Consider the following 23,230-nt stretch of genomic DNA (forward strand, 5'->3'; position numbering starts at 1 on the left):
TATATTTGGTATTATTAATTCATGAAAATATAACGTAAAATTTATTAATTTATTTAACATTTATTTGAAGTAGTTATCTTGACATTATTCAATCAATTGCTCCAAAAAAGGGGCAATTAAAAGGATATCGCCTCTATCCCTAACGCAGTTTACGGTAAGTTGGGGATTTCAGTAAAAAAGTTAAAAAAAAACAATTTATTAAAATGTTTGTTATTTAAAACAAAATGTTTAATTTTGTACAGAATAACAATCATTATGCAATGGATACTAAAAAACAAACCATTTTTCCAAAGTACAATTTACTACTTGTAAAAATGGGAGAAAACATAAAGCTAGCCCGTAAAAGACGTAAGTTAACCATGATCCAAGTTGCGGAGCGTGCTGACATTTCTCGCTCCACATTATATTTAATTGAATCTGGGAATTCAGGTGTGGCTATGGGGGCTTACTTTAATGTATTGAGAGTATTAGGGCTTCAAGACGACTTTTTAAAATTAGCCGCCGATGATGTATTAGGTAGAAAACTCCAAGACCTTGAACTTTTAAAATAATACAATATGGCACTAAATAATACAAACATCTATGTTTATGCTGATTGGGTTGGAATGATAGAACCAAAACTAATTGGAATACTAACCGCTCAACAAGCAAAAGGTAAAAAAGCCTTTAGTTTTGAGTATGATGCTATTTGGCTTAAAACAGAACAAAAATTTTTATTAGATCCAGACATAAGTTTGTTTACGGGTTCGCAATATCCAAATCAAAAAGAAAATTTTGGTATTTTTTTAGATAGTATGCCCGATACTTGGGGAAGAACACTTATGAAACGAAGAGCAGCACAATGGGCAAAAGAAAATAATACCAAGACACCAACACTTTATGATATTGATTTTCTTTTAGGCGTTTTCGATGAAAGCAGAATGGGTGCGTTACGCTTTAAAACCGACCCAAATGGTGCTTTTTTAGATAATAACAAAACGGCTTCAACACCACCTTGGTCGTCCATCAGAGAACTTCAAAACGCAGCAGAGAACATTGAAAATGATAAAGATAATGATGAAATAAGAAAATGGCTTTCCATATTAATTGCACCCGGTTCTTCTTTAGGAGGTGCCAGACCCAAAGCCAATATCTTGGATACTGATAAAAGTTTATGGATAGCTAAATTTCCATCCAAGTCAGATACAATAGATAAAGCAGCATGGGAATATTTAGCCTATAAATTAGCCATTCAAGCTGGAATTGATATGGCTCCATGCAAAATAGAAAAAATAATGGGTACTTATAATACCTTTTTTACAAAACGTTTTGATAGAGAAAATGGAAAAAGAATTCATTTTGCATCTGCAATGACGATGACTGGAAATAATGAAGAAACAATAAAAGAGAATCATCCCAGTTACTTAGAAATAGCCGAATTTATTAGTAACTACGGGGTTGCTATTGAAGAAAATTTACATCAATTATGGCGAAGAATCGTATTTAATATAGCTATTTCAAATACCGATGACCATTTACGCAATCATGGCTTTATTTTAACCAATGAAGGGTGGATTTTGTCACCAGCTTATGATTTAAATCCTTCAATTGATAAAGACGGTTTATCATTAAATATCGATATGGATAACTATGCATTAGATTTTGAAATAGCAATAAGTGTTGGTGCCTATTTTAGACTTAACAAAAATCAGATGGTTTCTATCATTGAAGAGGTAAAAAGCGCTGTAAGTAAATGGGAAGAAGTGGCTAATAAAATTGGAATCTCAAGAAGTGAACAACAAATAATGGGCAACGCTTTTAATTATTAATTTCAAACATATTTGGGCGTTCCCCCAATTGCCAGAAATCTAGCATGCACATAGCTGGCAATTGGGGTCGGGCTATCGGCTTTATCTTTTACTTGCCCCAAAAAAGGGCAAGTAAAAGGATACCGCCTCTATCCCTAACGCGGTTTACGGAACAAAAGATATTTTGTTTTTCAATTCAAATTTTGTTAAAAATTTATTAGTTAAATTTAATTGTGAAAATATCTCATTATTTTTAATAATTATTATTTTTTTAATATTTATTGTGAGCCACTTTTGACCAAGGATTTACTACGGTTGAATATTTAGCAGCATCGTTGTTAGACATGGAATACCACACACAAAAACAAGCGATTACAACAGATGCCGCTACTTTTGAAAGTACAGCAATGCAAAAAATCGGGTTGATTGATGCTATAATTCCACGATACAAATCCACTTATTTCAATCATATATTTGCAGGAGGCTATTCAGCGGGATATTACAGTTACATTTGGTCAGGTGTATTGGATACCGATGCTTTTGAAGTGTTCAAAACCACGAGTTTATTCAATCCCGAGAAAGCATTATCCTTTAGAAAAAACATATTAGAAAAAGGAGGCACTGAAGAACCAATGGAATTATACAAACGATTCCGAGGCACCGAGCCAAGCGTTCAACCCCTATTAAAAAAACGAGGATTAAGCAAAAACTAACAAAAAAAAGCCAGTAACAAAAATTACTGGTTTTTTTATTAAATTAAAGTGGTTGAATTATTTACTAATAATAGACAAATAGCGTTCCATACATTCTTTTTCAACTTGAGCAACAAACATAATAAAATCTTCTTTGTTGTGGTTAGTTTGAGCGGTTTCTAATGTTTGATAATATTTCATTCGTGTATCATAATCTCCTTTTATATTTGCAATTACATAACCGTGTTGCAATAAGATAAAATTCATTATCAACCGAGAAGTTCTACCATTACCATCAATAAAAGGGTGAATGGTTACCAATCTTTCGTGCATTTCTGCAGCTAAAACAACAGGATGCAATTTGTTTTTTTGTTGTTCCATCCAAATAAAATAATCTTCCATTTGCTTGGCAACAAGATACGGTTGTGGTGGCAAATGGCTGCTCCCCTTAATCATGACTTGAACATTTCTATACCGACCCGCATCTTCTGGCATAATACCTCTCAAGATTAAATTGTGAACCGATAACAGCTCTCGTTCATTTATATAAAAATTTCTTTCCACCAATTGCTTTATATACGCTATTGCCTCCACATGATTGATGGCTTCTAAATGTTCACGCATACTTTTACCCGAAACCGTAAGTCCTTCATTAATAACTAAATCGGTCTCGCGCAGCGTTAAAGTATTGCCTTCAATACGATTACTTTCAAAAATGTATTCTAATTCTAGTGCCTGAGAAATTCTATAACTGTCAAATTCTCGATATTTGTTTAGTTTTTCTTTTAACACATCAATTTCATCCAAAATAGCTTGAAGATTGTTTGAAATTGTTATTTTTTGTACAGAATAGTAGTTTTCAATTTCTTCACGAACCAAATCCATTGCACGGATTGTTAAATCATCGGAACCTATTTCGTATAAAATTTTTTCTTTTAGCCAAGCAACCATTAAAGTATCATAATCTAATTCTAGCAATTGAGCAAGTTTGAATACTTGTTCGCGGGTTGGCTTTCTTGTACCGTTTTCAAACTTGCTAATAAGTGCTTGGTCAATTTGCATTAATTGAGCTAACTCTCTGGTTTTGATGCCTTTTTGTTCTCTAGCGGTTTTTAGTAATATTTTCATTCGTAATGATGACTTTTAATTTCTTGACAAATTTAGTCATATTTTTATTCAAAAAAAAGTTTTTCTAATATTTAACTAAATTCTTTTTTAATTCTAGCCAAGTCTCGTTTGGTATCTTGTTCTTTTAGTGATTCTCGTTTGTCGTAGGTTTTTTTACCACGGCATAAACCAATTTCTAGTTTTGCCAACCCTTTTTCGTTGGTAAATAATCGAAGAGGCACTATAGTAAGACCTTTGGTTTCTACGCTTCTGGCAAGAGATTTTAGTTCTCTTTTGTTTAATAATAGTTTTCTTTCACTTCTTGCTTTGTGATTAAATTGGTTACCAAAAGCATATTCCTCTATGTATGTGTTGATTGCAAATAATTCACCATTACTAAATTCGCAAAAACTTTCGGCAATTTGTGCCTTTCCTAGTCTGATGGATTTTATTTCTGTACCTGTTAAAACTATTCCAGCCGAAAAGGTTTCGATAATTTCAAAATCGAAGCGAGCTCTTTTATTTAATATGTTGGCGGTTTTTATCATAATATTGGATTGCAAAAGTACTACAAAAAGAAAAAAAAGAACAAAGTAAACTTCATTTTTTTTGTAGAAAGAAAAGAAAAGAAAAAAAGAGTAAATTTGTGCCATGGAAAAAAGAGCAACAAAAGACCCATTGCACGGCATTACACTTAAAAAAATAGTAGAGCAATTAGTTGATTTGTATGGATTTGAAAGTTTGGGAGATCAAATAAAAATAAAATGTTTTATAGAAAATCCATCCATAAAATCGAGTTTAACTTTTTTGCGAAAAACCGATTGGGCTCGCAAAAAAGTAGAAGAGTTGTATGTGAAATCATTGACAAAAAGAAATTAAACTTTGTTTTTTGTCTCAGATTTCAAAAATTTTATTTGATATTATTTTCGTCTAATTTTTTATTAGATTCTTTGTGAATTTCAATTTCAAAAATTAATTTAAATTCCTCTTTGAATTTTAAAACTAAAGTATCCCCTTTACCCCTTACTTGTCCAACAAAATTAATATAACCTTCTAAGCGGTTCATGAATTGTGATGAGTATCTTTTGTCAATTTTGTTAAGTTTAAAATGGCGTTGGGCTGCTTTTTCTATGCCGTTTATAGAAACGTCATGAAGCATGGCTCGTATTTTTTTTAGTAGTTTTTTGTCCACGTTTACCTTTTGGTTCACTGTTAATCCTGTAACGATTTGCTTTCTATTTTGTGTTTTTAAATGAATTTTTTTTGAGTTTATTTCAAAGAAATTCTTTTTAATCAAGTTTATGATGTCAAGAGTGATGTCATGTGAAATTTTAAAGTTAGACGAAAAGGTTAAATCGTCTGCATAGCGGGTAAAAGTTAAATCATTTTCGGCACTAAAACGAAGCAAATCATCATCAAGTTCGTGGCAAATAAAATTGGATAGTACTGGTGATGTAGGTGCACCGATTGGTAGTTTGCCTTTGTAGGTAGTAAGCAAGGTTAATGCTATTGCAATGGGTTCACTGAAGTTAAAGAAGTGTGAAGAGAAAATGTCTTTTACCTGGTTTGCAGTTATGCTATGGAAAAAATCTTTAAGATCAATGTTTAAGACAAAGTTTTTTGAAACATGAACTTTTGCGTTCTCCACAATATTGCAAGAAGTTCCTAGATAATGTGGGTTTATAACAAAGCCATGCACATGATGTGGTTTTAACCATAAATAGTAGGCCTGTAAAAAATAATTCAGCCTTTTTTGAATCCCTTTTAGCGAATTTTCGGGTGCAAAAATCTGTCTTGTGCCACCCCTTTTCTTTTGGATGGTGAAATGCTTGTATGGTGGATTATTAAGTAGTTCTTCTAAATGATAGATTGGTGTTGTAAGGAATTTGGCTAATTCAAATGGCTCTTCGATGGAAAGAAGACATAGCGCGTTTAATTCATGCTTCTTAAAATCCTGCAAAGCAAGATTAGTAAGATAAAAATCATCAGAAAAATATTTTTTAAATTCTTTTTTATGTCTTTGAACGAGTTGCTGAATTTCAGGTACTGTCATCCTATTTTTATTTAAAAAGAGCCGTTGTAAATTATCTTTGGTTTTCTTGCTATTTATGAGAAGCGGAACGCAGTGAGCATCGCAATAAATAGCAATATTTTCTTGCTTACAGCTCGATTTGGGTTGCAGGAACACAACCGCAATGTTGTAAATGTTTGACATCATAATTTTTAAAACAACGGCTCAATATCTTCATTTTTAAAAGGGAGTATTATCTGCATCTAAATTAAAGTCATTAACCAAATTTATTAAATTTGGGTTTTGGTCATATAACTCTTTTAGTCTTTCTTTTGAAAACGTAAATTCATTTTTGTTTGGGTCAAAAGCTTGAAAACTTGTGAAGTTTTCGTCTCTTAGAAGATGTACCGTGCCTAAAACGCCATTTTTGTTTTTTGCAAGGATTAATTCCATCCTTCTATCGGTGCTTTCCCCTTCCTCATCTTCATCAATTTTATAATATTCGGCTCTGTAAACAAAGAGTACTTTATCGGCATCTTGTTCAATGGCTCCACTATCCCGCAAGTCAGAAAGTTGCGGTCGTTTTGAACCACTCCTTGTTTCTAAAGCTCTACTTAATTGACTTGATATTATAATACAAACATTAAATGTTTTAGCTATATTTTTTAATTCTCTGCTAATATAGCTTATTTCATACTCGCGATTGTGTCGGTATTTGTTGGTACCCATCAACTGTAAATAATCAATAACAATTACTTTTATGTGGTTTTCTTTAATTTGATTTTCACAAAGTGCTTTGAATGCGGAGATAGAGTGGTAACAACTGTCGTTAAAAAACAGTTGGTGGTTTTTAAAATTACTTTCAAAAGAGGCTACTTTTTGTTTTTCATCATCGCTAAGTTTGTTTTGCATGATTTTTTCAACGGCTATGCCAGAAACACACGAAAGAAAACGGCTACTTAGTGAAAATTCAGATAAGTCAAAACTAAAATAAAGCAAGTGCATTTTTTGGGAAATATGCAAAGATAGATTCACTAATAATTGCGTTTTGCCCATGGCAGGTCGCCCACCTATGACCACGATTTCACCCAGCTCAAACCCTCCAAAATTAGTATCTAATTGTGTAAAGCCCGTTTTGACGGAGGTGTATTTTTTAGTATTATCTTGAATTTGTTTGATGTTTTCCGAAATTAGCGTTGCCATACTTTTTGAATTTCTGGCTGTATTTTGCTGAAAATCGGCTTCATACAAAACTTGTTTAAGCTTGTAAATAATTTCTGAATCATCCATAGTATGAAGAAGAATGTTTTCAATTTTATTTTTAATATTTAAGTTCATGCCCTAAAGTTAATTTTTTTTTAGATGTTGTGAATATTATTTATGAAATATTTTAAACCGTAATTTTTCTTTTTATGAAATTATCGAATTACATTTCTGGGTTATTAAATCGTTCCCAATCCTATTTAAAAGTATTGATTTGCCTATAGTGAACCAACTTTTGTATAGCATAACTTCAATTTTAAAATGCAAAGTGCCTACTATTTGCTAGAAATTAAAAAGGTAAAATATCTTCATTATCAGGTTCCACGTCTATTATTGTATCACTATCTGAAGTATTTGAATGGTTAGGTGTTGTGCTATTTATAACCTCAACTTTCCAAGCTTTGAGGTCGGTGTACCATTTGCCATTAAATTCCCTGCTTTCTATATCAAATTCAAGGTTTAGCACATTACCAATTTGTAACTGGTTGTTGTTTATTTTGTCTCCCCAAACAGAAACACATATCTTTTTTGGATATTGACCGTCTGTTTCTACAATGATGTCTTGTTTTTTCCACTCCCCATTTTTTCCGATTCCTGTTTGAAGCGGTAATACTTGAACCAATTTTGCTGTTATAGTCATCTTTATTTTTTTTGCAAATTTATAGTTTATGTATGCAGTTTTGGTGCGTAGTTAATTGAAAATATTGTTTTATAATCGTATTTGATTTTTAAAATAAGTTATTATTATTGGTATGATTTTTTTAAAGTTAAAGAATGAGTTATTTATATTAAGTTATTGATAAATTTGAATAATTCTTTATCTACATTTTTTGTTAATATTTTCTTATTTTTCTTATTTAATATTGCCTTTAATTCGCTATAGCTATATTCTTCGTCTCCAAAAAAAGATTTTAACGCATTTTTATTTGTTTTTGATACGGCTTCACATGATAAATACCATTCTTTTATTTCTCTTATGGTTTTAGTTTTTGATATTTCTTCTTTATCTTCTGGTTCTATTTTTTGTTTCTTTAAACTTGTAATTGATAATTCTTTTGAATTATAATAAATATCTTTGAATTTTATAGTACCAAAAAACATTCCTACTAGATATAATGCAATTGTAGTCTCTTTTGGTGTGTTGTTGTGAAACTTCTTGATTATTTTTTTAATTATTTCATCTCTTAAATTAGAAGTATTTCTAAACAAATATCTGAATTTTTGATAATAGGCTATTATCAAAATATTATTTATTGAATTATCATTATCAACAAAATTTAGATCTTGATTTAATTTTTTTAATTTTTCGTTTTTACAATACTCAGTTAAAAAATTAGACCAAATTTTGTCGTCTTTTACACTTTGTAGGTATTTTGAAAAAGCTATTATTTCTTCTATATATTCGAATTTAGCAATGTCCTTATCTTTTATTAAATTACGGGTTCTAATATCCTCTTCCGTAATGTTAAATCTAGACATTGTAATTCCTCCTACATCATAGAGAAAACCAATATCGCTTATGGGATAAGGTTTAGACCTTTCATAAAAAACTAAACTATCCATTAATGTATCAAGTTCGGAATTTAAATCATCAGAATATTTAGCCAATGATATAAAAAAATCATTTTGATATGTGTCTAAAATATTAATTTTTGGAATATCAAATGATGCCAACAACCTGTTTGCTCCATTAATTGATAACTCATTATTTCTTTCATCAAATAATAATTTTGAAAATTTAGTGTCTATTGGATTAGAAATCTTAAATTCAGGTAATTTTTTTGATAAACTATTCTTTCCTTTTTCTGTCAGCGGTATAATATTTAATACTTCAATAAATGATAATTTTAAAAAATGGTTATTTTCATCCAATAAATCATTTGAAATTTCTAAAAAGAAAACATCAAAATCCTCTTCAAAAAAACCTGTTTTTTCAAGTAATTCTTTTCCATTTAACGTGTTGTTTAACGTGTCAATTACTAATTCTCTATTAATAAATTTATAACCAAACTTATAAAAATCTGTAAAATCAAAAATATTTGTTGTTATTAATTTCATTTCATTACTTTTTTAGAATACTATTAACGGTTCGTCGTTGTCATTTTCTATACTTATTGGATTAGACAAACGGTTTATTTCATCAGTTGCATTTAATTTATGGAAATTTGTTTCGGGAATTAGATTTAAATAATCGTGTTTTGTTTGTCCAGAGTAAGATAAGAATAATTGCTCTCTACTTCTTGTGAGGGCTACAAAAAATAAAGTTCTTGCTCGTGTTTCAAAATTACGCCAAATTTCTAATGATGGTGTCAAAAATGGGACAAAAACGGCTTTAAAATCTAATCCTTTAGCACTATGGTAAGTCATAATTGTCGCTAAAGAATATTTTGAAGCATCTTCAAAAGAACCAGCACCATTGCCTAAATATTGAAATTTTAAACCATTCGTTTTTAAGTGGTCATTTATTTTGATATAATTCTCTTTGCAATTTACTTTATAATCATCAGGCATTAGAGGTTTGTTCTCTATGCTCAACAATGTTTGAATAAAATCAAAAATATAAACATGCTTAGGAATTAAAATTGATGGAGCATATCCAGATTTAGCATACTCTTTTGCGTTTAATAATATATACTTACATTCTTCTAAATATGAATTTGCTTTTATTAACCTTGGTGGAAGTTCCACCAAACGACCTAATGCCGCTGAATTAAAACCATCTCTGTCAGTACAAAAAAACTGTGCAACTTGCCTTATCCTTCTACTAATTCTGTGTATTATCTCTAAAGAAACGGATTTGCTTGATAAAATAGAAGCTATTTCATCGGTGTTACAAACATTATCATAAATAGATTGATTTACATCACCAGCTACAATAATTCTATTCCCATTAGACTTAATTTTTCTTATTGTACTTTCTCTCAAGTCTTGAACCTCATCTACTAAAACTAAATCCCAAATATCATGCATTCCTATAAATTGATGATAGGTAACAACTTTAATATCTTTATATTCATTAGGAATACCTGCTTTAATCATATCAACTAAAGCTAAAGTATATAAGACTATAATAATTTTTGCTTTTGGATTTTTTTCTTTTTCCTTTAACAAACAATGTATTAATAATACTGATTTTCCACTCCCAGCATAACCTTTTATCCAAAAATTATCTAATTTATTGTTCTCAACATTTTGTAAAAAAGCGAGTTGCTCTTTATCGAGTTGAGTTTTGGTGATGAACCATGCCATAATTATTCATTTATTTCGGGTAAGTAAATTTTGTTGTCTGAGGCAAGATTATCCTCGTTATACCATTGAACAGAGTTTTCTTGTTTGATTTTATCAAAATCTAATTTTACTTTTTCTGAAATTTCAAACTTTCCTAGTAAACTAGCAACCTTTACTAATCTCATATAATTGTTTTTATTCAAAATATTAATTTTGTATTCATTATACCATTTGTCAAAAGCGTTTTGTAAAAGCAAATTAGCTTTTTCTTTATCTCTATTTAATAGATACTCACCATAACTCAAAAAAGCAGCATCTAATTTACGATCAACGGCGATTTCCATTAATTCTTCATATTTTTTAAAATCACCATTATTTTCTTTTATAAGTGCAAGATTGTAAGCGTTTGTACCGTTTGGATTTTTCTCAAAAGCAATTTTAGCCCATTTATCAGATTGATTTTTCATATTTGCCTTATCATAGTGAAAGCAAATTGAAGTTTCGTATCTATTAATTGGGTCTAAAGATTGAACTGTTTCAAAAGTTTCAGCAGCCTTTTGGTGTTTATTAACCTTTACATAATAATTTGCTAATTCTTTTAGGAGATTTACTGGAGGCCTTCCTCCATTATTTTTTGATGCTTCATTCAGGCTTTTTAATATTTTCTTTTCTGCAATTTGTTCCGTAGTTAATGCTGTATTTGAAAAAGGATTCAAAGGTTCAACTTTTATTTCTATATCTTTGATATAGGCACGGAAATGGATCAATTTATCATGTGAAATTTCACAATGTATTTGTATTTCATCTTCTTTGTTAAATCCTTCGGGTGTCTCAATTGTTATTATTGATAAAATTTTTTCTTTACTACTAACACAAATTGGAATTTCTATTTTAGTTTGTTTGTCTTTTCTTGGGAATAATCCATTAACGCTTATATCTTTATATGGAATTTCAGTACCATCTTTAACTAAGATTCTGGAGGTATTATTTTCTAAAATAATGAGTATTGGTTCGCTAATAATAGGCTTTATCATATCAACATTTAATCCATTTTGCAAAAATGAATTAACAGCAGCGCCAGTTGAAACATGAGATTGCAAATCTCTAGGAATTTCAATCTCAGATTGTGTAAAATATTTGTATAAAGATGTTTGAATATATGGATTATAGGAGCTTCCACCAATCAATAAAACTAAATCAATATCTTCATTTTCAATATTTCCTTTTTTTAGTGCTGAATTAATAACTGAATAAATGCTTTTTAATTCAGGAGTGTCATTACTATTTAATTCTGAACTAGTATTTGTAAACTTATCTATTATATCATTAAATTCATTAAATGAAAGCGAAGGATTTTCAAATAAAAGTCTATATTTTGGTAGTAATATTTGAAATGATTGTTCAAGTACAATATTTTTGTTTGAAGATGCGATTGACGGAAGTTCACGCCCCACTAAATTACTTGCAACAGTTTTACAAATTTTAATTTTTAAATTTTCTGCAATAGGTTGCAATTTTGGAAGAATAATTTTATTGTATTCGGGTGTTTTTATATCATCAGCTTCTAATCCGTTTTGATTAAGAAGTTGTGGAAAAAGAATTTCCTTTACAATTTGCTTATCTATGTCGTCACCTCCAAGTTGTTCAAATTTTGAAATTGCAACATTTTTTGAATATAATTTTCCGTTTTTCCTACCGATTTCCAATATAGATATGTCGCATGTACCTGCTCCAAAATCAAAAACTAAAATATGTAATGGACTATCAATCGGTATGTTGTAATTTCCTAAATTATTTGAATTCACTTCTATTAAATAACTTAAAAATGCTGCATTTGGCTCATCAATGAATAAGCTGTCCTGAAAAGGTATATTTGCAAAATCTAAAGCTTCTTTCAAGTCTTTCCTTTGGTTTGCTTCAAAAGATGCTGGAATACTAATTGAATAATAAGAAGCAAAAGGTAACTCGTTAGTTTTTATAAAATTGTCAATTTCATTTTTTAAATATTTAAAAAAAACCTTTGTTGCATCAAGAGGATTTTCTATTGAAGCACTATTATGTTCTTTAGTTAATTCAGATGAAAAATAAACAGGGCCGTTGTCCACTCCTAATTTCATTTTAAATGAATACCATAAATTACGTCCATAAGTCAATTTGCTTTTTAGCTGTTTTGCTGTTTTACCAATAAATAATTTATTTTCAAACCAAGCAATACAAGATGGAACTATATGATTTTCAGTATAACTGCCATCGTGATTTAGCTGTTTAATGGGCATAACATCTGTTATGATTGGTTGTAAATCTTTACCGAAAACTGTATAACTAACGACTGTAGTTGATGTACCGAAATCAATACCAATAAAAGTACTATTTCTTAATTTATCTTGAACTATTTCTTGGTTTGAAATAGATGGTATTAGATTATGTAGGGTTAATTCATTATTCATTTTCCTCAATTCGTTAAAGTTTTTCTTTTTTAATTAATTTTTATCTACCAATAAAAACATATCGCACCCAAATCAACCCCAAAACATTTTGATTGTTTCAATAATTCATTTGATTTCTGAAAAGGGTATATAATATTAGCCATAGTTTCTCAATTTCTTGCAAAAATAGTTAAATTTTATATGGGTTGGGTGGGTTAGTTGATTTTTGTTACAAGCAGTTCAATAAAGTTAAAAAGCTCTATAAAACCATCTTTTGTATAAATCTTACCATCGGGTGTGACGGGTTTCCCGTCTTTATAGGTTGGTTTTGGGTGGATGAAATAATTTCTTCTAGCAATGACGCTATTCACTGTCAAAAGAATTTCATTTGTCTGTTCTATTTCTAATTTTTGTATGGCAATTCCAAGAATTTTATTTGCTTCGGATCTATATTTTTCATCTGTATCATCAAAATCAATTGCATGATCTATTTTCCTCCATTTCTTTATCTTTTCACCATCAATGCACCAGTTTTTTTCTTCGTCTTCTTTGGCATATTCTTTATTTATAATTTCAATTATCATATAAAGGGTAACATAAGCATAAGCAAATTGTTTTTCTGTTTTGGCGTAATCATGCATTTCAATAGCTTGATTTAACAAAACCAAAATTTCTTCTATAAAATCTCCATTTTGCTCTGTTTTTTTAATAGTCAAGATAGAAATAAGATTGTCTATTCTTGAATAAATGGTTTTCAAATAGGAACGGTTAAAACTAAATGCCACATTTTTTTTGAAGGATTGATAATTGTTTTGTGAGATTTCTTTTGAAAATAAATATTCAGGTGATTCTTTTACATAAAACGCATCGGCGCCAAAATCCAATAATGGCTTTATGTTCCAAACTTTATTTGATGCTGTAAATACAATGATTTGATTGCCTTTGTTTTGTTTTTTTATTTTTGAAATAACATCATATCCAGAAAATTTCTCTATTGGTAAATTATCATCTTCATCAACTCCATTTAACCTTAAATCAATTAGAAATAAATCAATTTCTTCCTCAAAAATCATTTTTTTTGAGGCTTCAGATAAATCTTCAAAAGACTTTATTTTTTCATTAATAACCTTAAAATCAGCGTTTTTAAATAATTTTCCTAAAACTAAACCCCATCCTTTTTCGGCTTCGTCGTCTATCAAAACAATTTTTTTGTCATTGGATTCAATTAAATCGGCTTTTTCTACATTAATATACCCTTTGATGTGTGATTTTTTGTTTAATGTTTCCAAATCAAATTGAAGCGCTTGTATATATTTGAAATACAGTTTGTGAAACATCTGTTTTAAGTTTTCGTTGCTTTTCAAAACTTCGGTATGTGCTGCTTTATCGAGAGAAAACGCACCCCATTCATTTGCAATAGAATGTTTGCCAATGCTTTCGTCGGGTCGAATAGCAATTTTATTTAAAAATGAATTTTTATAGGAACTTTCGTTTAAAACTTCCACATGTTGCACATCATGCTTTACTAATTTTAGCTCTGTAAAATAAATACTGCCCGTAGCAATAATTTGATACCAAATATCACTTAATTTGATGATACTCTCTAAACTTTGAGTTGTGAGAAATACAATGGGTATAAGAGTTTTTTCTTTAAGTTCGGCTAACGACAATCGAATATGAAGAGAAAGTTTCAAACTTTGAATTAGGTTTTTATTCAGATCGAAAACAATTACGTGAATGTCGTTATTTGCAAAAATACTAGTGATGTAGTTGTGATATTCTGTGTCGTTTTCATGCAAAATTGGTAAATCTAAGTTTTTAAAACCTAAATAATTTACTTGTTCTTGGCTAAAGCCAACCGTATATATTTTTTCCATATTTTGTAAAGCTGTTATTTATAGTGTTTAAATTGTCAATAAATTTCAAAACCGTAATCGGATTGTCTTCTAATTCCTCCAGCAATTCATCAAAGCTAATTGAAATAGAAGCCATTTCTATAATTTCCTTAAAGGCAGTAAGATTAATGTCTCTTAATTTCAAAATCTCATTTTGGTCTTTGAATTGTAGCATTTCAATTAATAGATTTGATTTTCTTACTATTTTAATGGATTTATAATGCTTTCCATTCAATAGTATTTCAAATTCAAATTCTTTATTTTCTCTGTAATGAATCAAAAAATCATATAAATTAGAATAAAACAATGATTTTTTTAAATCAATTCGTTTGTTGCTAATTGGTTCTAAATTTGGTTTGGTGTTTCCTTCACTAAAGGTTACCAAAGGTATTTTATCGCCGTTTTCACAAATAGTTTCCATAATTTTTATTACGTTACTTTTGGATCCATCAATAAATTCACCATTAAGCACATCAGCAGTTGTTGCATGAATTAATATACAACTTGCTTCATTTAAAAAACTTAAATCTTGGTTTTTTTCTAGCTTATCAATATATATCAGAATATCTGAAAACGTATTGTTTTTGATATAATGTATTCCATAATTATTTACGTGTTGGTTGTGTCTGTTATCGTCAATTAAATAAATCATTTTAATCTGAAGTTTTATAATAAAAAGTTAAAGTATGTATCGTTCCAATACTATTTTCGGTTGCTAGTTTTTCAAATTCGGGTTCATCATTCCCACTTAAAAGATTAATTTTAAAGCAACCATTCTCAAATTTAGTCTCTATCGACCAATCGCAATATCCAAAAAGTTTTTTTCTTATGCTCCCAATTGTGCCTTTTTCAGTTTTCCATTCTGGAAGTAATTGGTTAAAATCTTTAGAAGGAAAGGAATTATAGTGGGTTATAATTAGATTTATTTCATAATAGTTACCTACTAATTTCCCTTTAAAAGTCATGTCAAATTTATTAATAGGCAGTATTTTTCCTTTATCTCGAATGATTTCAAAAATACTCTTTAAGGCTAATTTGAATTCTTTTGTGTTGGTATAAAAATCAGCATTCTCTAATCTTTTCAATGTGTATTCAATTTTTGAATCTAAAAATACGTTTTCAATAATTTCTTCCACATCCATTTTCAAATCAGGAGATTGTATTCTTGTTAAGTTTCTAAATTCATCAATCACTTTAATGAATTCAGGATTTCTAAATGGTGATAATTTATATTCTTTTGACCAATTTTTCCATTTATTACATGAAAACCCTTCGTTCATACCGTTTCCCCAATTTGGATTTTCATTAAATGAAAATTCATTTACAATGCTATACAAATAAGATGGTATTTTTAGTTTTTTAGTTTCTCTCTCAAAAACTTTCTTTGTGTTTTCTAAAAATAGTTCTATATCGAAATCCTTTTGTTGGTCAAAATCATGTGTAAGATATTTTAGTCCATTTGGATTGTTAAATAAATACATGAAATTGGCAACATCTTTTGGTTTGTGTTTTTTCACAACTATTTTTTTTTCAACTTTCTTCGCTCCCCCCAATACTTCACCCAAACCGCTCTTCTTCTCCAACCCCTCCACTTTTTCATTGATGTTTTTCAACTGCTTGTCTAAGGTTTTTATTAATTCCGAATCGGTTTTCATAAAGTTGCTTGAAAGCTGAAAAACCCGCTCTTTTTGGGCGATTGTTAATTTTTTATCGGCTAATAAATGATGGACTAAATCAAATGAATCTTGTATCATTTTATAAGATTTTATTATTTATATTCATTTCTCATTGAAAACAGCATCTAATTCTTCATTAGGGGCTATCTTTTTTGATTTTTTTCCAAAATTATAAAATGAAATCGCTGCCTCAACTCCTTCTTTTTCCCAAACGTCTAGCAACTGATCAATTTTGTTTACTCTTCCTGATAATTTTTCAAATCTGGTTTTTAACCCTATATAAGTACTGTCCTCTGCACCTTTTACCATCTTTAAATATAACAATTTCCCTTCTAAAACATGGGTCATATTGGGTTTTTTTGAAACTAAATGCCCTTTTTCTGCCATATAATTTTGTGTGAAAAAAGTACTTGCTTTGTCAAATCCATAGGATTCCCAATAATATAACCATTTTCTTAACTGCTTGATATAATCTCTAGAAACATTCAACTTTTCGTTTACCGTTATACCTGTAACTTCTTGTTTTACATTTTTTACCTGCAATCGAACTTTACTTTCGTTTATACGAAAATTTTGATCTGTAATTATTCTTCTAACTTCTGTATCAAAAATACTATTTTTTTTATATATTTTTTCAAATTTTCCTTTTGCATACTCACAAGCATTGTGGTTGCTACTAAAGGTAATATCGTCTGCATATCTAGAATATTGCAAACCAAATCGTTTGGCTACACCTGCTAGTCGAATGTCCATTTTTTCGCAAATAGCATTTGTTAATGTCGGAGATGTTGGTGCACCTTGTGGCAAAACCGATGTCAAAATAGTATGACTAACACCATCTTTAATTCGTTCTACTTCAAGTTTTGTACAACAAATAGAGGCAATCATGTTGGCTATTTTAATACCTTTGGGACTGTTTTTTAAATTAAACGGAGCTATTAAAAGTCTTCCCCAAACTCTTGATTTATCAATACTCGGAAAAAAATCTTTCAAATCAAGATTGTAAACATATTTTTGGTTGACATGTTTCTTGGCATTATCTACAATTGATTTGCCCACCACAAATCCAGTTGCATTGGGATGAGGTAGATATACACATTGAAAAATATAATTCAAGGCTTCTTGAACTTCTTTTAATTTTGGATGTGGTGCATGTATAGTCCTAATACCCCCAGATTTCTTTTTTATTTCAAATTGATGATAAAAAACAGAAGTTGAGTTTTCTAAATTGAACTCTTTCGCATCTTTTAAAATGAGGTGTTGTAATAATTTAGGTTTAAAGTTTGAGGCTTTTGATCCATGAATATGTTTTTTGGCTACATTGATTAAATGCCATAAATCAGCTTCTTTTTTCATATTCTGAAATAATTCTTTAATCTCAGTTTGTTGATCTACATTTGTTTTCATGGTAACTTACATTGTTTTATATGTTTTGAAAAACCGTAGTGTATATTCTTTTTCTTCATCAACAAATTTTTCATCAATAAATACTAGAAGTTAGGGTCTTGATTAGTATCCAACATAAAATAATAAATATATTATAATTAGTTGATTACTAAACATTCCATTATAACTTGCGTTATAGAACTTGCCGATTTGATATTTTGTTTACAACATATTGGAAACAAAAAATCCAGCAAGCAAGCCCGTTATAAAAACGAGCGATTCAATATTTTAACTACGGTTTTCAAAGAACTTATTTTGATGCTGCAAATTTATATTCCATCTCTGCATTTTTGCTGCATAGCAAAATATTTTTTATATTGCACCAAAATTCAAGCAAAATTAAACCATTTTTTTAATATGGCAATTACAAAAAATCCTTTTATAAGATATAAAATTTTAGACTCTTTTTTTCGTCATCCGTTTAAGATTTATACTATTGATGTTTTACTTCAAGAGTTAAACGATAAATTATTTGAAATTTTTGACAATCACAAGAACGCCATAAAGTTAAGACAACTACAAGAAGATATTGCCTTTATGAAATCTACTGAAGGTTGGGGTATAGAATTTGCAGATTTAAGTGATGGTAAAAAAAAAAATTACCGCTACGAAAACATTAATTTTTCTATCAACAACTTAGCTTTAAATGATATAGAAACCAACGAATTTCAAGCTGCATTATTAACTTTAAGCCATTTTGAGGGAATGCCTCAATTTGAAGGGATTTCTGAAATTATTGCAAAACTAGATATGAAATTTAAAAATAATATTATAGAAAAACCATTTATTGGGTTTGAACAAAATGCAGATTTGAAGGGTATAGACAATTTTGGTATGTTGTTTCAGGCAGTGAAAGATAAACTAACATTAGAAATTGAATATAAAGATTTTTCGTTTCCAGAGTCTTATAAATTTGAATTCCACCCATATTATTTAAAACAATATAACAACAGATGGTTTATTTTGGGTTTAAATCCTTCCAAAAATAAGTATGATTGGAATATTGCGTTGGATAGAATTGTAAGTTACAAATGTATTGATAAGGGTTTTATAGAAAATGAAAAAATTGATTTTAAGGAATATTTTTCAGACATGATTGGTGTTTCTAAACCCGAAAATTCAATTATTGAAACTGTAATCCTGCATTTTGAACCCTTAACGGCTAAATATATGATGAATAAGCCAATTCATGAAACTCAAAAAAATAAATGGATTGATGAAAATACTTTAGAAATTAAGCTAAATATAATAATTAATTACGAATTAGTAAGGTTTATTTTGAGTTATGCCGATAGTGTAAAAGTAATTGCACCGCTTCATTTGGTGGATTTAATTATAAATAAAATAAATGGTGCCCAAAATTTATACAAATTATAATTCAGTAGTTATGATATCATTATCAAAAAAACAGTACATTTGTCTGCTAAAATCAACACTTATTTAAACAATTTTATATGCAGGTTAATTTAAAAAATGGAATCGATTCCTTAATTTTTGGCATGAAAGAAGCTGATGTAATGGCAAAATATGGAAAGCCAGATTTGTCGTTTTTGGATGATGATCAAAACAGAATTTATTTATATAATCAATACAAAATAAGGTTAACTTTTTATGAAGAGGAAGACTATAAGTTAGGTTATTTGGTGGCATCTAGCCAAGATTTAACTCTTTTTGGCGAAAAAATAATGGGAAGAAAAATAAGTGACGTAAAAAAAATTTTAGCTTCAAAAAAAATCAATCATTTTGCTGAAGAACAAGTGGACTCTTTCCACAATTTTTTTAATGAAGACAATTGGTTGTTGTTTCAGGTAGAGTTTGACGAAGTAGTCAAGTTGGAATTGGGTGCTATGATTAAAAATGAAAACGAATTTGATTGGAAGTTTAAGGGGTAGTGTACAATATATTTAAGATTTTAGTTAAAATTTGAATCATAACTTATTATTTTTACTATATTTTTAAAAATTTGATTTTATTGATTTAGGTTTTGTATTGGTTTTAAATTATTTGTTTATATTTGACACTTCAATTATTGAATCAATTATAATTATTTAAAAATGAAATTACTAGAAGGGAAAACGGCCATTATTACAGGTGCCAGCAGAGGAATTGGAAAAGGAATTGCGGAAATATTTGCAAAAAATGGAGCAAATATAGCTTTTACTTATAGTTCATCGGCAGCATCTGCTCAAGAATTAGAAAATGAATTGAACCAATTGGGCATAAAAGCAAAAGGGTATCAATCTAATGCCGCTGATTTTAATGAGGCTCAAACTTTTGTAGAAGCCGTTTTGGCAGAGTTTGGAAACATAGATATTTTGATTAATAATGCAGGAATTACAAAGGATAATTTGTTGATGCGAATGACCGAAAATGATTTTGATCAAGTTATAGATGTCAATTTGAAATCTGTTTTTAATATGACCAAAGCCGTTCAAAAAACATTCTTAAAAAACCGTAAAGGCTCTATTATCAATATGAGTAGTGTAGTGGGAGTCAAAGGCAATGCTGGACAAACCAATTATGCAGCTTCAAAAGCGGGAGTTATTGGTTTTACAAAATCGATTGCCTTAGAATTGGGGTCAAGAAACATTCGCTGTAATGCCATTGCACCAGGTTTTATTGAAACAGAAATGACTGCAAAATTAAACGAAGATGTGGTTCAGGGATGGCGAGATGGCATTCCATTGAAACGTGGCGGCACTACAGAAGATGTAGCCAATGCTTGCTTGTTTTTTGCTTCGGATATGAGCAGTTTTGTTACTGGTCAGGTGTTGAATGTTTGCGGAGGTATGCTTACTTAATTTGAAGTTATAAGTTGTAATTTAAGGTAAAAACCCCAATATATTAATGAATACTACTACAATATTGCTCATTTTTTTAGCTGTACTTATAGCAATTGGGATTGCTTTTTACCAATACATATATAAAAATACAAACAAGTCAAAAACCATTTTGTTTTTGGCTTGTTTGCGTTTTTTTAGTGTTTTTATCCTCCTTTTATTGTTAATAAATCCAGTAATTTCAAGAAATACTTTTGAAATTGTCAAAACTCCTTTGGCAATTGTTATGGATAATTCTAGCTCTATTAAAAATTTATTTGCACAAAAAACAGCTACAGACGTTTACCAACAATTAGCTCAAAACGCTGATTTGAAAACCAAATTTGATGTGCAATTTTTGAAATTTGATGACAAAACCGAAATGTCGCAACAAATTGATTTCAAAGGTACTAAAACTAATATTGATGGAGTTGGTATATATTTAAAAAATATTTTAAAAAATAATTATTTTCCTACGGTTATTATTACAGATGGAAATCAAACATCTGGCAATGATTATACATTTAGTTTTCCAAAACACGCTCAAATTTTGCCCATAGTTATTGGCGATACGACTACTTTTTTAGATTTGAAAATCAATCAACTGAATGTCAATAAGTATGCTTTTTATAAAAATAAATTTCCTGTTGAGGTATTTTTACAATACTCTGGGAATAAGTCAGTTCATGCTAATTTTAGTATTACAAATGGCAACAATACATTAGTCAAACAAGCCATTTCATTTTCAAAAAACAAAAAATCGGCAGTTCTACAAGTACTTTTGCCAGCAGATAAAATGGGCCTTCAAATATATAAAGCTCAAATAATTTCTTCAGAAAAAGAACATAATATACATAATAACATTAAGAATTTTGCTATTGATATTATTGATCAAAAAACCAATATTGCCTTGGTTTCTGCAATCAGCCATCCTGATTTAGGAGCTATAAAAAGGGCCATTGAAACCAATAATCAAAGAAAAGTTACCATCCTAAAACCCACAGCCATCCAATCGTTGCAGGATTTTAATGTGCTACTTTTATATCAACCAAACGAAAGTTTTAAAAATATTTTTGATTTAAAGGCAAAAATAAAATTAAATGCCTTGATTATTACGGGTTTACATACCGATTTTAATTTTTTGAATCAAAACCAAACTGATTTTGTGTTTCAAATGACTACTCAAAAAGAGGATTATCTCGCTGCTTTTGAAGATCAATTTAATTTATTTGCCATAGAGCCCCACGTTTTTAACGAGTTACCACCATTACAAAATCCTTTTGGAAAAATTATTTCAAAAGCACCAAATCAAGTACTTTTGAATGCTAAAATAAGGAATATTAATACGCAGCAACCTTTGCTCACCTTTGTATCCTATACAGCCCAGCGAAATGCCTACCTCTTTGGAGAAAATATTTGGAAATGGCGTTTGCAAGAACATCTAAATCAAAAAAGTTTTGAAAAATTTGATCAATTTTTAGACAAAACCATCCAATTTTTAGCTTCAAACGACCGAAAAAAATCGTTAATTGTTCATCATGAACATTTTTATAATGCCTCTGATTTGATTGAGATTACGGCAGAATTTTTTAATAAAAATTATGAGTTTGACGAAAAAGCAAAGTTGACTATTTCGATAATAAATAAAGACAATAAAAAACAAATTAAATATGATTTCTTAAAAAACAACAATAGTTTTAAAGTAAATTTAGAAGGTTTGGAAGCAGGCCATTATCAGTTTATTGTCAAAGAAATTAATACAAATGCTGTATATAATAGTTTTTTTGAAATTGCTCCTTTTGATATTGAAAAGCAATTTGTAAATCCAGAGGTGCTCAAGTTGCAACAACTCGCTAAAAATTATGGAGGAAAATGCTTTTATCCAACGCAAACACCTGCATTAATCAAACAATTATTGGATAACCCCAATTATAAACCTACCGAAAAAGCAATTGTCAAAAAAACACCGTTAATTGATTGGGAGTGGCTTTTGGCATTATTAGCGTTTGTATTGTCTGTAGAATGGTTTGTTCGTAAGTATAATGGTTTATTATAGATTTTATGAAAAATAAAACATTTATTTTTTTAATACTAGTAGTTATTTTTTTAGCTTCTGTTAATTTTGTACCGTTTTTAAATCAAAATTATAATACCATTGCACATCGTTTTCCTGTGCCTCAGGGTTTTGTTAGAACTCAAGAAAGCCCCAATTCTTTTGCAAATTATTTGAGAAATTTAAAATTAAAACCTCAAAATAGTCTTGTTAAATATTATAATGGGACTTATAAAAATAAAGCCAATGTGTATGTAGCCGTTATAGATTTGCCAATTGGCAATAAAGATTTACACCAATGTGCTGATGCTGTTATGCGATTGAGGGCTGATTATTTGTACCAAAAAAAGGACTTTAATGCCATTCATTTTAACTTTACAAATGGTTTTAGAGTTGATTTTTCGGAATGGATTAAAGGAAAAAGAATTGTTTTGCAAGGCAACAAAACTTATTGGAAAAAAGCCACTGTTCCAGCAGCAGATCAAAATGTATATTGGCAATATTTGGAACAAATTTTTCAATATGCGGGCACAGCCTCATTAGAAAAAGAATTGAAAACCATTGCTGTTAAAGATATTCAAATTGGCGATGTTTTTATAAAGGGCGGTTTTCCAGGACATGCAGTAATAGTTGTAGATAAAGCAGTAAATATTCAAAATAATCATACGATATTTATGTTAGCACAAAGCTATATGCCCGCTCAAGAATTACAAGTTTTACAAAATCCCAATCGGACCAACGAAAGTCCTTGGTACGATTTGGATTTTGGAACCACATTGGAAACTCCAGAATGGCGTTTTGATTCATCGCAACTCAAAAGGTTTTAA

Annotated in this window: 20 protein-coding genes and 1 pseudogene; 9 read left to right on the forward strand and 12 right to left on the reverse strand. The window is 29.5% G+C overall.

Translation table 11 applies throughout. The annotated features are described in order from the left end of the window. The first annotated feature begins 224 nt into the window (after positions 1-224). The 3 genes and pseudogenes from B0A58_RS06340 to B0A58_RS06350 form a co-directional block, all read left to right on the forward strand. A complete protein-coding gene (locus tag B0A58_RS06340; protein WP_243389457.1) occupies positions 225-551 on the forward strand; it encodes a helix-turn-helix domain-containing protein in 327 nt (108 codons plus the stop codon). A gap of 6 nt (positions 552-557) precedes the next feature. Then, entirely contained in the window at positions 558-1,808 is a 1,251-nt protein-coding gene (locus tag B0A58_RS06345; protein ID WP_089080341.1) for a type II toxin-antitoxin system HipA family toxin, read from the forward strand. A gap of 284 nt (positions 1,809-2,092) precedes the next feature. Further along, positions 2,093-2,500, forward strand: a pseudogene (locus B0A58_RS06350) (M3 family metallopeptidase); the annotation flags it as partial. Positions 2,501-2,557: 57 nt separating this feature from the next. Here the strand turns inward: B0A58_RS06350 and B0A58_RS06355 are convergent. Next, on the reverse strand, positions 2,558-3,607 hold the full coding sequence (locus B0A58_RS06355; protein ID WP_089080342.1) for a Fic family protein: 1,050 nt from the start codon (positions 3,605-3,607) through the stop codon (positions 2,558-2,560). Positions 3,608-3,678: 71 nt separating this feature from the next. Continuing rightward, positions 3,679-4,134: an SsrA-binding protein SmpB gene (gene smpB / locus B0A58_RS06360; protein WP_089080420.1), complete on the reverse strand. Its 456-nt coding sequence runs from the start codon at positions 4,132-4,134 to the stop codon at positions 3,679-3,681. A 103-nt stretch (positions 4,135-4,237) separates the two neighbouring features. On the opposite strand from smpB, the gene B0A58_RS06365 reads away from it, so the two are divergent. After that, on the forward strand, positions 4,238-4,465 hold the full coding sequence (locus tag B0A58_RS06365; RefSeq protein WP_089080343.1) for a VF530 family protein: 228 nt from the start codon (positions 4,238-4,240) through the stop codon (positions 4,463-4,465). Positions 4,466-4,496: 31 nt separating this feature from the next. Here B0A58_RS06365 and B0A58_RS06370 read toward each other — a convergent pair whose 3' ends face one another. From B0A58_RS06370 to B0A58_RS06415, 10 genes are all read right to left on the reverse strand, one after another. Next, a complete protein-coding gene (locus B0A58_RS06370; RefSeq protein WP_165766304.1) occupies positions 4,497-5,639 on the reverse strand; it encodes a reverse transcriptase family protein in 1,143 nt (380 codons plus the stop codon). Between the two features lie 198 nt (positions 5,640-5,837). Then, positions 5,838-6,935: a replicative DNA helicase gene (locus tag B0A58_RS06375; RefSeq protein ID WP_089080345.1), complete on the reverse strand. Its 1,098-nt coding sequence runs from the start codon at positions 6,933-6,935 to the stop codon at positions 5,838-5,840. A gap of 214 nt (positions 6,936-7,149) precedes the next feature. Next, entirely contained in the window at positions 7,150-7,500 is a 351-nt protein-coding gene (locus B0A58_RS06380; RefSeq protein WP_089080346.1) for a DUF3127 domain-containing protein, read from the reverse strand. 143 nt (positions 7,501-7,643) lie between these two features. Continuing rightward, the gene (locus B0A58_RS06385; protein WP_089080347.1) at positions 7,644-8,918 is read right to left on the reverse strand and encodes a hypothetical protein; all 1,275 of its coding nucleotides are present in this window, start codon (positions 8,916-8,918) and stop codon (positions 7,644-7,646) included. A gap of 12 nt (positions 8,919-8,930) precedes the next feature. Beyond that, positions 8,931-10,109: a 3'-5' exonuclease gene (locus B0A58_RS06390; protein WP_089080348.1), complete on the reverse strand. Its 1,179-nt coding sequence runs from the start codon at positions 10,107-10,109 to the stop codon at positions 8,931-8,933. A gap of 2 nt (positions 10,110-10,111) precedes the next feature. Next, complete coding sequence (locus B0A58_RS06395) at positions 10,112-12,535, reverse strand: Hsp70 family protein (RefSeq protein WP_089080349.1); 2,424 nt, start codon at positions 12,533-12,535, stop codon at positions 10,112-10,114. Positions 12,536-12,729: 194 nt separating this feature from the next. After that, positions 12,730-14,391 (reverse strand): response regulator transcription factor, encoded by a 1,662-nt coding sequence (locus tag B0A58_RS06400; protein WP_089080350.1) that lies wholly within the window; start codon positions 14,389-14,391, stop codon positions 12,730-12,732. Continuing rightward, positions 14,363-15,061 carry a hypothetical protein gene (locus tag B0A58_RS06405; RefSeq protein ID WP_089080351.1) on the reverse strand — a complete coding sequence of 233 codons (699 nt, stop codon included), beginning with the start codon at positions 15,059-15,061 and terminating at the stop codon, positions 14,363-14,365. Before B0A58_RS06405 ends, B0A58_RS06400 begins: the two co-directional genes overlap by 29 nt. A gap of 1 nt (position 15,062) precedes the next feature. Beyond that, positions 15,063-16,163, reverse strand: a complete 1,101-nt coding sequence (locus tag B0A58_RS06410) for a hypothetical protein (protein ID WP_089080352.1) — start codon at positions 16,161-16,163, stop codon at positions 15,063-15,065. Positions 16,164-16,187: 24 nt separating this feature from the next. Next, positions 16,188-17,492 carry a reverse transcriptase domain-containing protein gene (locus B0A58_RS06415; protein WP_089080353.1) on the reverse strand — a complete coding sequence of 435 codons (1,305 nt, stop codon included), beginning with the start codon at positions 17,490-17,492 and terminating at the stop codon, positions 16,188-16,190. Positions 17,493-17,888: 396 nt separating this feature from the next. Here B0A58_RS06415 and B0A58_RS06420 point away from each other — a divergent pair, with 396 nt between their 5' ends. The 5 genes from B0A58_RS06420 to B0A58_RS06440 all read left to right on the forward strand — a co-directional run bounded on the left by B0A58_RS06420 (position 17,889) and on the right by B0A58_RS06440 (position 23,230). After that, on the forward strand, positions 17,889-18,908 hold the full coding sequence (locus B0A58_RS06420) for a helix-turn-helix transcriptional regulator (protein WP_089080421.1): 1,020 nt from the start codon (positions 17,889-17,891) through the stop codon (positions 18,906-18,908). Between the two features lie 77 nt (positions 18,909-18,985). Next, positions 18,986-19,423, forward strand: a complete 438-nt coding sequence (locus B0A58_RS06425) for a hypothetical protein (protein WP_089080354.1) — start codon at positions 18,986-18,988, stop codon at positions 19,421-19,423. A 162-nt stretch (positions 19,424-19,585) separates the two neighbouring features. Next, entirely contained in the window at positions 19,586-20,332 is a 747-nt protein-coding gene (gene fabG / locus B0A58_RS06430; RefSeq protein WP_014084260.1) for a 3-oxoacyl-[acyl-carrier-protein] reductase, read from the forward strand. 46 nt (positions 20,333-20,378) lie between these two features. Then, a complete protein-coding gene (locus B0A58_RS06435) occupies positions 20,379-22,406 on the forward strand; it encodes a hypothetical protein (protein WP_089080355.1) in 2,028 nt (675 codons plus the stop codon). A 5-nt stretch (positions 22,407-22,411) separates the two neighbouring features. Next, the gene (locus tag B0A58_RS06440; RefSeq protein ID WP_089080356.1) at positions 22,412-23,230 is read left to right on the forward strand and encodes a DUF4846 domain-containing protein; all 819 of its coding nucleotides are present in this window, start codon (positions 22,412-22,414) and stop codon (positions 23,228-23,230) included.

The sequence above is a fragment of the Flavobacterium branchiophilum NBRC 15030 = ATCC 35035 genome (assembly GCF_002217205.1).
In the GTDB taxonomy this organism is placed as follows: Bacteria; Bacteroidota; Bacteroidia; order Flavobacteriales; family Flavobacteriaceae; genus Flavobacterium; species Flavobacterium branchiophilum.

What these genes read in the sequence shown, in the direction of transcription:
- B0A58_RS06365 (WP_089080343.1), top strand. Translation starts at nt 4,238, where the DNA reads ATGGAAAAAAGAGCAACAAAAGACCCATTGCACGGCATTACACTTAAA.
- fabG (WP_014084260.1), top strand. Translation starts at nt 19,586, where the DNA reads ATGAAATTACTAGAAGGGAAAACGGCCATTATTACAGGTGCCAGCAGA.
- B0A58_RS06385 (WP_089080347.1), bottom strand. Translation starts at nt 8,918, where the DNA reads ATGAAATTAATAACAACAAATATTTTTGATTTTACAGATTTTTATAAG.
- B0A58_RS06395 (WP_089080349.1), bottom strand. Translation starts at nt 12,535, where the DNA reads ATGAATAATGAATTAACCCTACATAATCTAATACCATCTATTTCAAAC.
- B0A58_RS06440 (WP_089080356.1), top strand. Translation starts at nt 22,412, where the DNA reads ATGAAAAATAAAACATTTATTTTTTTAATACTAGTAGTTATTTTTTTA.
- B0A58_RS06355 (WP_089080342.1), bottom strand. Translation starts at nt 3,607, where the DNA reads ATGAAAATATTACTAAAAACCGCTAGAGAACAAAAAGGCATCAAAACC.
- B0A58_RS06370 (WP_165766304.1), bottom strand. Translation starts at nt 5,639, where the DNA reads ATGACAGTACCTGAAATTCAGCAACTCGTTCAAAGACATAAAAAAGAA.
- B0A58_RS06400 (WP_089080350.1), bottom strand. Translation starts at nt 14,391, where the DNA reads ATGGAAAAAATATATACGGTTGGCTTTAGCCAAGAACAAGTAAATTAT.
- B0A58_RS06415 (WP_089080353.1), bottom strand. Translation starts at nt 17,492, where the DNA reads ATGAAAACAAATGTAGATCAACAAACTGAGATTAAAGAATTATTTCAG.
- B0A58_RS06390 (WP_089080348.1), bottom strand. Translation starts at nt 10,109, where the DNA reads ATGGCATGGTTCATCACCAAAACTCAACTCGATAAAGAGCAACTCGCT.
- B0A58_RS06425 (WP_089080354.1), top strand. Translation starts at nt 18,986, where the DNA reads ATGCAGGTTAATTTAAAAAATGGAATCGATTCCTTAATTTTTGGCATG.
- B0A58_RS06340 (WP_243389457.1), top strand. Translation starts at nt 225, where the DNA reads ATGTTTAATTTTGTACAGAATAACAATCATTATGCAATGGATACTAAA.
- B0A58_RS06420 (WP_089080421.1), top strand. Translation starts at nt 17,889, where the DNA reads ATGGCAATTACAAAAAATCCTTTTATAAGATATAAAATTTTAGACTCT.
- smpB (WP_089080420.1), bottom strand. Translation starts at nt 4,134, where the DNA reads ATGATAAAAACCGCCAACATATTAAATAAAAGAGCTCGCTTCGATTTT.
- B0A58_RS06375 (WP_089080345.1), bottom strand. Translation starts at nt 6,935, where the DNA reads ATGAACTTAAATATTAAAAATAAAATTGAAAACATTCTTCTTCATACT.
- B0A58_RS06405 (WP_089080351.1), bottom strand. Translation starts at nt 15,061, where the DNA reads ATGATTTATTTAATTGACGATAACAGACACAACCAACACGTAAATAAT.
- B0A58_RS06345 (WP_089080341.1), top strand. Translation starts at nt 558, where the DNA reads ATGGCACTAAATAATACAAACATCTATGTTTATGCTGATTGGGTTGGA.
- B0A58_RS06380 (WP_089080346.1), bottom strand. Translation starts at nt 7,500, where the DNA reads ATGACTATAACAGCAAAATTGGTTCAAGTATTACCGCTTCAAACAGGA.
- B0A58_RS06435 (WP_089080355.1), top strand. Translation starts at nt 20,379, where the DNA reads ATGAATACTACTACAATATTGCTCATTTTTTTAGCTGTACTTATAGCA.
- B0A58_RS06410 (WP_089080352.1), bottom strand. Translation starts at nt 16,163, where the DNA reads ATGATACAAGATTCATTTGATTTAGTCCATCATTTATTAGCCGATAAA.